The sequence below is a fragment of the uncultured Shimia sp. genome (genome assembly GCF_913054185.1).
In the GTDB taxonomy this organism is placed as follows: domain Bacteria; phylum Pseudomonadota; class Alphaproteobacteria; order Rhodobacterales; family Rhodobacteraceae; genus Shimia.
Genome location: NZ_CAJXIV010000128.1, coordinates 1 through 9731 on the forward strand (window position 1 = coordinate 1; position 9731 = coordinate 9731).

The following is a 9731-nucleotide window of genomic DNA, read 5'->3' on the forward strand; positions in this document are numbered from 1 at the left end:
CAATGGTGCCGATGTTGCAGTGCGGTTTACTGCGCTCAAACTTTTCCTTAGCCATGATGGCCTCCTTAATGTTGAGGTGGGAAGCGGGCGGGCCGCTTCCCGAATTTTATTATGCGTATTTCGCTTGGATCTCTTCAGAGATGGCATGCGGAACCGGATCGTAGTGGTCGAACTGCATGGAGAACTGCGCGCGGCCCGAAGACATCGAACGCAGGGTGTTGATGTAACCAAACATGTTGGCCAAAGGCACCATGGCGTCGATGGCAACAGCGTTGCCGCGAGGCTCTTGACCAGTCACCTGGCCACGACGAGACGTCAGATCGCCAATGATGCCACCAGTGTAATCTTCTGGTGTAATCACTTCGACTTTCATGATCGGCTCAAGCAGTTTTGCACCCGCAAGACGCATGCCTTCACGCATGCACATACGGCCAGCAATTTCAAAGGCCAGAATGCTGGAGTCCACATCGTGGAACTTACCGTCAAGCAGCTGAACTTTGAAGTCGATCACAGGGAAGCCAGCCAAAGGACCGGAGTCCATGACCGATTTGATGCCTTTTTCAACACCTGGGATGTATTCCTTAGGCACCGAACCACCAACAACTTTGGACTCAAAGGAATACCCTTCGCCCGGCTCTGTTGGAGAGATAAGCAGCTTCACTTCGCCGTACTGACCAGACCCACCAGATTGTTTCTTGTGGGTATAGGAGTGCTCAACTTCGTGACCAATGGTCTCGCGGTAAGCAACCTGAGGCGCACCAATGTTGGCGTCCACACCAAATTCACGACGCAGACGGTCCACCAGAATATCGAGGTGAAGTTCGCCCATGCCCTTCATGATGGTCTGACCCGATTCAAAATCGGTTTCGACGCGGAAGGAAGGATCTTCTGCAGACAGACGCTGAAGGCCTGTCGACATCTTCTCCTGGTCACCTTTGGTTTTTGGCTCAACGGCAATCTCGATCACAGGATCGGGGAAGTTCATTGTTTCCAAAATAACCGGATCGTTGATCGCGCAAAGCGTGTCACCGGTTGTGGTGTCCTTCAGGCCGCCCAGAGCGATAATGTCACCAGAGAATGCTTCGCTGATTTCATCACGGTCGTTGGAGTGCATGATCATCATGCGGCCAACGCGCTCTTTTTTGCCTTTGGTCGAGTTCAGGAAGCTGTCGCCTTTTTCCAATTTACCGGAGTAAATACGGGTAAAGGTCAACGAGCCCACAAAGGGGTCATTCCAGATCTTAAACGCCAGCGCGGAAAACGGCATGTCGTCGTCTGCACGACGCGCAATGTCACGAACTTCGTCATCATCGCCAGGTTTAAAGCCCATGTAATCAACAACGTCGAGCGGGCTCGGCAGATAGTCGATCACAGCGTTGAGCAGAGGCTGAACGCCTTTGTTCTTAAACGCGGAACCACAGAGAACAGGCACAAATTCCATCGCCAGCGTACCCTTGCGGATCAGCTCACGCAGAAGCTCAACAGAAGGCTCTTCGCCTTCCAGATAAGCTTCCATGGCATCGTCGTCCATTTCGACAGCCAGTTCGATCATCTCAGCGCGCATTTCGTCACACTTGTCTTTGAGCTCATCGCGAATTTCGCGGTGCTCCCAAGACGCGCCCAGATCTTCGCCGGCCCAGACCCATTCTTTCATGGTGACCAGATCAACCAAGCCTTCCAGCTCAGTTTCAGCGCCGATTGGACACTGGATCGCCATTGGGCGTGCACCGGTACGATCAGCGATCATCTCAACACAGTTGAAGAAGTCGGCGCCGATTTTGTCCATCTTGTTGACGAACACAATACGCGGAACCTTGTAGCGGTCAGCTTGACGCCACACGGTTTCGGTCTGAGGCTCAACACCAGCGTTGGCGTCAAGCAAAGCAACCGCACCATCGAGAACCGCCAGCGAACGCTCAACTTCAATTGTGAAGTCAACGTGGCCAGGGGTGTCGATGATGTTCATGCGGTGCTTTGGAGAATCCGCAGTCTCACCGTCTTCGGTGCGTTCCCAGAACGTGGTGGTCGCCGCCGACGTGATGGTGATGCCCCGCTCTTGCTCCTGCTCCATGTGGTCCATGGTGGCAGCGCCGTCGTGAACTTCGCCGATGTTGTGCGACTTGCCGGTATAGAACAGGATGCGTTCGGAACAGGTGGTTTTACCTGCATCGATGTGCGCCATGATACCGAAGTTGCGGTAGTGGTTGAGTGTATACTCGCGTGCCATTGGTCTAATGTCCTCTGGAAATTACCAACGATAGTGGCTGAAGGCTTTGTTAGCTTCGGCCATTTTGTGCGTGTCTTCCCGTTTCTTAACGGCAGTACCGCGCGAGTTCACAGCGTCCAGAAGTTCGCCAGCAAGACGCTCTTCCATTGTGTTCTCGTTGCGCTTGCGGGACGCGGTGATCAGCCAGCGGATGGCCAATGCTTCGCGGCGCTCAGGACGCACTTCAACAGGCACCTGGTAAGTGGCACCACCCACGCGGCGGGAGCGAACCTCCACCGATGGTTTGATCAGATCGAGCGCTTCGTGGAACACTTCCACAGGCGCACGTTTGATTTTTGCTTCAACGCGGTCGAGTGCGTTGTAAACAATTTTCTCTGCAACCGACTTCTTACCGTCGATCATCAGGTTGTTCATGAACTTGCTCAGCACCAGATCGCCAAATTTGGCGTCGGGCAGAATTTCGCGTTTTTCAGCGGCGTGACGACGTGACATCTCAGCCTCTCCTTCTTACTTAGGACGCTTCGCGCCGTACTTGGAACGACGTTGCTTACGGTCTTTGACGCCTTGGGTATCCAAAACACCACGCAGAATGTGGTAACGGACACCCGGAAGGTCTTTTACACGACCGCCACGGATCAGAACCACGGAGTGTTCCTGAAGGTTGTGGGATTCGCCCGGGATGTAGGAAATCACTTCGTAACCGTTGGTCAGGCGTACCTTCGCAACTTTACGCATCGCGGAGTTCGGTTTCTTCGGCGTGGTTGTGTACACGCGTGTGCAAACGCCACGTTTCTGAGGGCACTGCTCCAGGTGCTGCGACTTGGAGCGCTTGATTTTAGGCTGACGCGGCTTGCGGATCAGCTGTTGAATCGTTGGCATAGGGTCTCTTTCCTATTGCTTCCATTTATACGCCGGGCTGACGCCCAACGCGGTTATCTGATTTTTCACGCCTTGTGCGAACACAAGCGTAAAAACCGCAATCGTTTCCATTCCGAGGCAAACGACGCGGTGAGGTCTCAGCGGTTGCGGTCTTCAAAGTAGACCGAAACTTGACCACTACAGGTGTGAAACGGCTCAGGATACAGATGTCCCATTGCCGGATAAGCGCGCGTATATGGGGAGTCGCACCTCTTGTCAACAGCCACCCCTGTTGCGCTTGGTGCCGCGCCCTGCCAATGTGCGCCCAAGAACAAAAGGGCAAATTCATGATCGACAGCAGGGACATGCAGGCTATTGGCCTATGCCGGTTTTCTTACCCGGCTTTGGGCGGGTTTCAAGTGGAACATGAGACCATTGAGGACCGGATTGCCTTTCTCTATGCCGAAAACCGGCTTGAGGAACGGTTTCAACTGATGGAGACCGTCGCCCTGCCCTGTTTGCGTGAACAAACCGATCCGAATTTTGAAATGATCATCGTGATTGGCGACACGTTGCCGAAACATCATGTGGATCGTTTGCATGACATCACGGCCAACATCCCGCAGATCTCAATTGTCGCGCATGAGCCCAAACCGCACCGCCCTTTGATGAAAGAGCTGATCAACGGCGCCCGCAAAGATCCCAAAGCGCCCTGTTTGCAATTCCGTCATGATGACGACGATGCAATTTCGGTCGATTTTTTTGAGCGCTTCCGCGAGGCGGTCAATGCCGTGCCCGGCCTGCTGGACAACCGATCCGTGGCCTTTGACTGGAACCGCGGCATCATCGCGGAAATGAGCGACTCCGGCATTGCCGCCACTGACACCGTGCGCAATCTTTATGTGGCTTCATTGGGCATGTATGTGCGCGGCGGATGTCCCCTCACCATTATGAATTTCCGCCACGGCATCATGAACCAGTTTATGCCCACAGTGAGCTTCACCGACACCCCGATGTGGGTGCGCACCCACAATGGCTACAACGACAGCCGCCAGAAAAAGGTCAAGCCAGTGCCGGTGGAGCCTTTGACTGTGGAGCAGGAAGCTGAGTTCAAAGCCCGCTTTGCCATCGACGTGGATCAAGTGCGCGCGACATTCTCCTGAGACAGCTTTCGCCCGCGCAACAACGTGAACACGCCAGCCCCGACAACTATGGCCGCGCCGGTCAGCGTGATTGGATCAGGCCAATCACCAAACACCACAAAGCCAAGCACCAAGGCCCAGAGCAGGCCGCTGTAGCGAAACGGCGCGATGAAGCTAACCTCGCCCACGCGCATCACCAGCACCGACAGCAAATAGCCCGCCAGTATAAACAACGACGCGCCCCCCAACAGCGCCCAGTGTTGGGTATCCAATGTCACCCACTCCGCCCCCAAACAGGCAATGCCAGCAAAGACCATCACCCCGACAGAGGCGACAAATGTCACCGTCAAGGAGGGCACATTGGCCGACATCTTTCGGGTGGAAAGATCGCGCAACGTGACAAAAATAACCGCGATCATTGCGTAGAGTGCATATTCATCAAACCCTTCAGGGCCAGGCCGGACAATCAGCAACATGCCACAAAACCCGGCTGCAATGGCCGAGGCCCGACGCCAGCCCACAGCCTCGCCAAAAAACAGAGCCCCGCCCAGAGTCACCGTCAGTGGCAGGATTTGCAGGATCGCCGTCACATTGGCCAACGGCATGTGATAGAGCGCCGTGATAAAGAAATAGGCGGCTCCAATTTCGGCCAGGGTGCGAACAATCACCAACGCCCAGTCCTGAGTGCCAAGATCCCAACGCAGTTTACCAAGGGATTCGGCCAATCCCCAAATCAGAATGGACGCCAAAACGCCGCGCAGAAACAACATCTGAAACAGCGGCACATCTGCGCCCAATAGTTTCACAAGCGTGTCGTTAAACGTAAACGCCGCCATCGAGCAAATCATCAAGAGCGCGCCTTTGGTGTTGTCTGACATTGCCGCCATCTGCCGCCCTTCCCTGAATGCAACCGCGCGAGACTAGGCCTGAGGTGCCCCCTTGCCAAGGTCACCAAGCCACTTTCCCAAAATATCCTCGCCAAAGGCAAAAAGGCCCCCGGCGCTATGCCGGGGGCCTTTTCTAATCAGGTCTGTGAAATCACCGACGCTTAGTCGAGATCGCGGCTTTCAGGTGTCTCCACCAGTCCGCTGTCAAACACATCATCCGCGCTCACATCAGCCACCGGAGCGGCCAGTGCGGCGGCCGCTTCGGCTTCCTCACGACGTGCTTCGACAACCACGTTGTCACGCTCAGACGCGATGCGACGCACCTTCTGTGTCGCGCCACCGGTACCGGCTGGGATCAGGCGGCCCACAATGACGTTTTCCTTGAGACCAACCAATTTGTCTCTCTTACCTTGGACAGAAGCCTCGGTGAGAACACGGGTGGTTTCCTGGAATGACGCGGCAGAGATGAACGACCGGGTCTGAAGCGACGCTTTGGTGATCCCAAGCAGGATTGGCTCACCTTTGGCTGGGCGACGTCCTTCGGACAGCGCCTTTTCATTGGCCGTGTCAAACTCGATCTTCTCAACGTGTTCGCCTTTGAGCAGCGTGGTTTCACCGGAGTCCTGGATCTCCCACTTCTGCAACATCTGGCGCACAATCACTTCGATGTGCTTGTCGTTGATTTTCACACCTTGCAGGCGATACACGTCCTGCACTTCGTCGATCATGTAATCCGCCAGCGCTTCAACACCCATAATGGCAAGGATGTCGTGCGGTGCCGGGTTACCGTCCATGATGTAGTCACCCTTCTGCACGAAGTCGCCTTCCTGCACTGGGATGTGTTTGCCCTTGGGCACCATGTACTCCACGGTCTCCATGGATTCATCAGACGGCTCGATGCCAATGCGACGCTTGTTCTTGTAGTCGCGGCCAAAGCGCACGTAACCATCGATTTCGGCGATGATCGCGTGGTCTTTTGGACGACGGGCTTCGAACAGTTCGGCCACACGTGGCAGACCACCGGTGATGTCCTTGGTCTTGGCGCCTTCACGCGGGATACGCGCAATAACGTCACCAGCCTTCACATCCTGTACGTCTTCGATCGACAGAATTGCGTCCACGGACATTGGGTAGTGCACAGGGTTGCCGGCATCATTGCGCACAGGTTCGCCATCCGCATCCACTAGGATCACTTCTGGTTTCAGCTCGTTGCCTTTTGGCGCCGAACGCCAGTCAGTCACGATTTTTTGGCTCATGCCGGTCGCGTCATCGGTCTCATCACGGATAGAGATACCCAGGGTCAGATCGACAAACTTGGCCTTACCGTCTTTCTCGGCAAGAATTGGCAACGTGTAGGGATCCCATTCAAACAGCTTGTCGCCGAAGTTGACCATCTGGCCGTCTTTGACAAACAGCTTGGACCCATACCCAACCTTGTGGTTGGCACGCTCGTCGCCGTCTTCACCCTGAATGATCAGCTTCATGTTGCGGCCCATCACCAGGATCTCGCCATTGGCGTTCTCCAGGATGTTGGCGTTTTCAAAGACGATCTTGCCTTCCTGGCTAGCTTCCAGGAACGACTGTTGACCACCTTGAGCAACACCACCGATGTGGAATGTCCGCATCGTCAGCTGTGTACCAGGTTCACCAATCGACTGTGCCGCAATGATGCCGACAGCTTCACCGGTGTTCACCATGGTACCGCGTGCGAGGTCACGACCATAGCACATGGCGCAGACGCCTTCTTCAGCTTCACAGGTCAACGGGCTGCGGATGCGCATAGTTGCAACACCAGCTTCGTCAATCGTGTCCGCCATGCGTTCGTCGATCAACTGACCATGGGCCACCAGAACTTCGTCCGTGCCTGGCTTCATCACGTCCTCAGCCGTAACACGGCCCAGAACACGCTCTGCCAAAGACGCCACGACTTCACCATCGCGGGTCGCGGCTTCTGCGTTGATCGCTGTGTCAGTGCCACAGTCATGCGCACGCACGATGCAGTCTTGAGCCACGTCCACCAGACGGCGAGTCAAGTAACCGGAGTTCGCAGTTTTCAAAGCCGTATCTGACAGACCCTTACGGGCACCGTGGGTGGAGTTGAAGTACTCCAGAACGGTCAGACCTTCTTTAAAGTTCGAGATAATCGGTGTCTCGATGATGTCGCCGTTTGGCTTGGCCATCAGGCCGCGCATACCGCCCAGCTGTTTCATCTGCGTAACCGAGCCACGCGCACCGGAGTGCGCCATCATGTAGACCGAGTTTGGTTCCGCTTCCGAGCCATCTTCGTCACGCTGCGAAGAAGAGATGGTGCCCATCATCGCGTCAGTGACTTTGTCGTTACACTTGGACCAGGCATCCACAACTTTGTTGTACTTTTCGCCCTGAGTGATCAGGCCGTCCATGTACTGCTGTTCAAAGTCTTTCACCTGATCACGGGTGCCGTCGACGATGGTCCACTTGTTGTCCGGGATCACCATGTCGTCTTTACCAAACGAAATGCCAGCCTTGAACGCTTCGCGGAAGCCCATGGTCATGATCTGGTCACAGAAGATCACGGACTCTTTTTGACCACAGTAGCGATAGACAGTGTCAATCACGTTCTGTACGTCTTTTTTCCGCAGCAGCTTGTTCACCAGCTCAAACGGCGCCTTGGAGTTCTTCGGCAACAGCGAGCCCAAACGCACACGACCTGGTGTGGTTTCGAACCGTTCGAAGACCTCCAGACCGTTTTCATCGAACTGACGAATACGGGCTGTAATTTTGGTGTGCAGGTGCACAACACCGCTATCCAGCGCGTACTGAACTTCCTCGATTGAGGAGAACACCATACCTTCACCTTTCATGCCTTCACGCATGATGGTGGTGTAGTACAGGCCCAAGATCATATCCTGCGACGGAACGATGATAGGTGCACCGTTGGCCGGGGACAGAACGTTGTTGGTGGACATCATCAGAACACGCGCTTCCAGCTGAGCTTCAAGGCTCAGAGGAACGTGCACAGCCATTTGGTCACCGTCGAAGTCGGCGTTAAACGCAGAACATACAAGCGGGTGCAGCTGGATGGCCTTACCTTCGATCAGAACCGGTTCAAACGCCTGAATGCCCAAACGGTGCAGGGTTGGCGCACGGTTCAACATAACAGGGTGTTCGCGGATCACTTCGTCCAAGATATCCCACACTTCGGGACGCTCTTTTTCCACCAATTTCTTGGCCTGCTTCACAGTGGAGGACAGGCCTTTGGCTTCCAGACGCGAGTAGATGAACGGTTTGAACAGCTCCAACGCCATCTTCTTGGGAAGACCACATTGATGCAGTTTCAGTTCCGGACCGGTCACAATCACCGAACGGCCAGAGAAGTCGACGCGCTTACCCAAAAGGTTTTGACGGAAACGACCCTGCTTACCTTTCAGCATGTCAGAGAGCGATTTCAGCGGACGCTTGTTGGCGCCGGTGATCACACGACCACGACGGCCGTTGTCAAACAGCGCATCCACAGATTCCTGCAGCATCCGCTTTTCGTTGCGTACGATGATGTCAGGTGCGCGCAGCTCGATCAGACGCTTCAGTCGGTTGTTCCGGTTGATCACACGACGGTAGAGGTCGTTGAGGTCAGACGTCGCAAAGCGGCCACCATCCAGCGGCACCAGTGGGCGCAGCTCTGGCGGGATCACAGGGATCACGGTCAGGATCATCCATTCCGGACGGTTGCCGGACTCGATGAAGCTTTCCACAACTTTCAGACGCTTGATGATCTTCTTTGGCTTCAACTCACCGGTGGCTTCGGCCAGATCGGCGCGCAGCTGGTCAGCTTCAGATTCCAGATCGATCTGCGACAGCATCTCACGGATCGCTTCGGCACCGATGTTGGCGGTGAACGCGTCCATGCCGTATGCGTCTTGCGCATCCATGTACTCTTCTTCGGTCATCATCTGGCCGTACTGCAGGTCGGTCAGACCCGGCTCGATGACTACGTAGTTTTCAAAGTACAGCACACGTTCCAGATCACGCAGTGTCATGTCCAGCATCAGGCCGATGCGGCTTGGCAGCGATTTCAGGAACCAGATGTGGGCAACTGGCGCGGCCAGCTCAATGTGGCCCATGCGCTCACGGCGCACTTTCTGAAGCGTAACTTCAACACCACATTTCTCGCAGACAACGCCGCGATACTTCATGCGCTTATATTTGCCGCAAAGACATTCATAGTCTTTGATTGGGCCAAAAATACGCGCACAGAACAGACCGTCCCGCTCAGGCTTGAACGTCCGGTAGTTGATGGTTTCTGGCTTTTTGATCTCGCCGTAGGACCAAGACAGGATCCGCTCAGGAGACGCCAACGAGACTTTGATCTCGTCGAAAGTCTTCTGTGGCGCCAGTGGGTTAAACGGGTTGTTCGTCAGTTCCTGGTTCATTTTGATACCTCAAATTTGGTTGGGAGGAGAGGGAATGGAGTGAGGGCTGACGCCCTCATTCACCTTCCTCCGTATCCAGGAGTTCCATATTCAGGCCGAGGCCCCGAACTTCTTTCACCAGAACGTTGAACGATTCTGGGACGCCAGCTTCGAAGTTGTCCTCGCCCTTGACGATGCTTTCATAGACCTTGGTCCGGCCTGCCACGTC

At 55.1% G+C, this 9731-nt stretch carries 6 protein-coding genes; 1 reads left to right on the top strand and 5 read right to left on the bottom strand.

Features of this window, described 5'->3' with window-relative positions; translation table 11 throughout:
• Nucleotides 1-109 precede the first annotated feature (109 nt).
• From fusA to rpsL, 3 genes are read right to left on the bottom strand one after another with little or no spacing between them, the layout of a single operon-like run.
• The gene (fusA, locus tag QZ517_RS18700; RefSeq protein WP_294230107.1) at nt 110-2227 is read right to left on the bottom strand and encodes an elongation factor G; all 2118 of its coding nucleotides are present in this window, start codon (nt 2225-2227) and stop codon (nt 110-112) included.
• Nucleotides 2228-2248: 21 nt separating this feature from the next.
• Complete coding sequence (gene rpsG, locus QZ517_RS18705; protein ID WP_283425968.1) at nt 2249-2719, bottom strand: 30S ribosomal protein S7; 471 nt, start codon at nt 2717-2719, stop codon at nt 2249-2251.
• A gap of 15 nt (nt 2720-2734) precedes the next feature.
• Complete coding sequence (rpsL, locus tag QZ517_RS18710) at nt 2735-3106, bottom strand: 30S ribosomal protein S12 (RefSeq protein ID WP_054000841.1); 372 nt, start codon at nt 3104-3106, stop codon at nt 2735-2737.
• A gap of 344 nt (nt 3107-3450) precedes the next feature.
• Here rpsL and QZ517_RS18715 point away from each other — a divergent pair, with 344 nt between their 5' ends.
• Nucleotides 3451-4248: a putative rhamnosyl transferase gene (locus QZ517_RS18715; RefSeq protein WP_294230115.1), complete on the top strand. Its 798-nt coding sequence runs from the start codon at nt 3451-3453 to the stop codon at nt 4246-4248.
• Here the strand turns inward: QZ517_RS18715 and QZ517_RS18720 are convergent.
• Complete coding sequence (locus QZ517_RS18720) at nt 4224-5114, bottom strand: DMT family transporter (RefSeq protein WP_366766371.1); 891 nt, start codon at nt 5112-5114, stop codon at nt 4224-4226. The genes QZ517_RS18715 and QZ517_RS18720 overlap by 25 nt on opposite strands.
• A 161-nt stretch (nt 5115-5275) precedes the next feature.
• Nucleotides 5276-9523 carry a DNA-directed RNA polymerase subunit beta' gene (gene rpoC / locus QZ517_RS18725; RefSeq protein ID WP_294230112.1) on the bottom strand — a complete coding sequence of 1416 codons (4248 nt, stop codon included), beginning with the start codon at nt 9521-9523 and terminating at the stop codon, nt 5276-5278.
• Nucleotides 9524-9731 lie beyond the last annotated feature (208 nt).

Coding starts and splice junctions, on each gene's coding strand:
- QZ517_RS18715 (WP_294230115.1), top strand. CDS start 3,451: ATGCAGGCTATTGGCCTATGCCGGTTTTCTTACCCGGCTTTGGGCGGG.
- QZ517_RS18720 (WP_366766371.1), bottom strand. CDS start 5,114: ATGGCGGCAATGTCAGACAACACCAAAGGCGCGCTCTTGATGATTTGC.
- rpsL (WP_054000841.1), bottom strand. CDS start 3,106: ATGCCAACGATTCAACAGCTGATCCGCAAGCCGCGTCAGCCTAAAATC.
- fusA (WP_294230107.1), bottom strand. CDS start 2,227: ATGGCACGCGAGTATACACTCAACCACTACCGCAACTTCGGTATCATG.
- rpsG (WP_283425968.1), bottom strand. CDS start 2,719: ATGTCACGTCGTCACGCCGCTGAAAAACGCGAAATTCTGCCCGACGCC.
- rpoC (WP_294230112.1), bottom strand. CDS start 9,523: ATGAACCAGGAACTGACGAACAACCCGTTTAACCCACTGGCGCCACAG.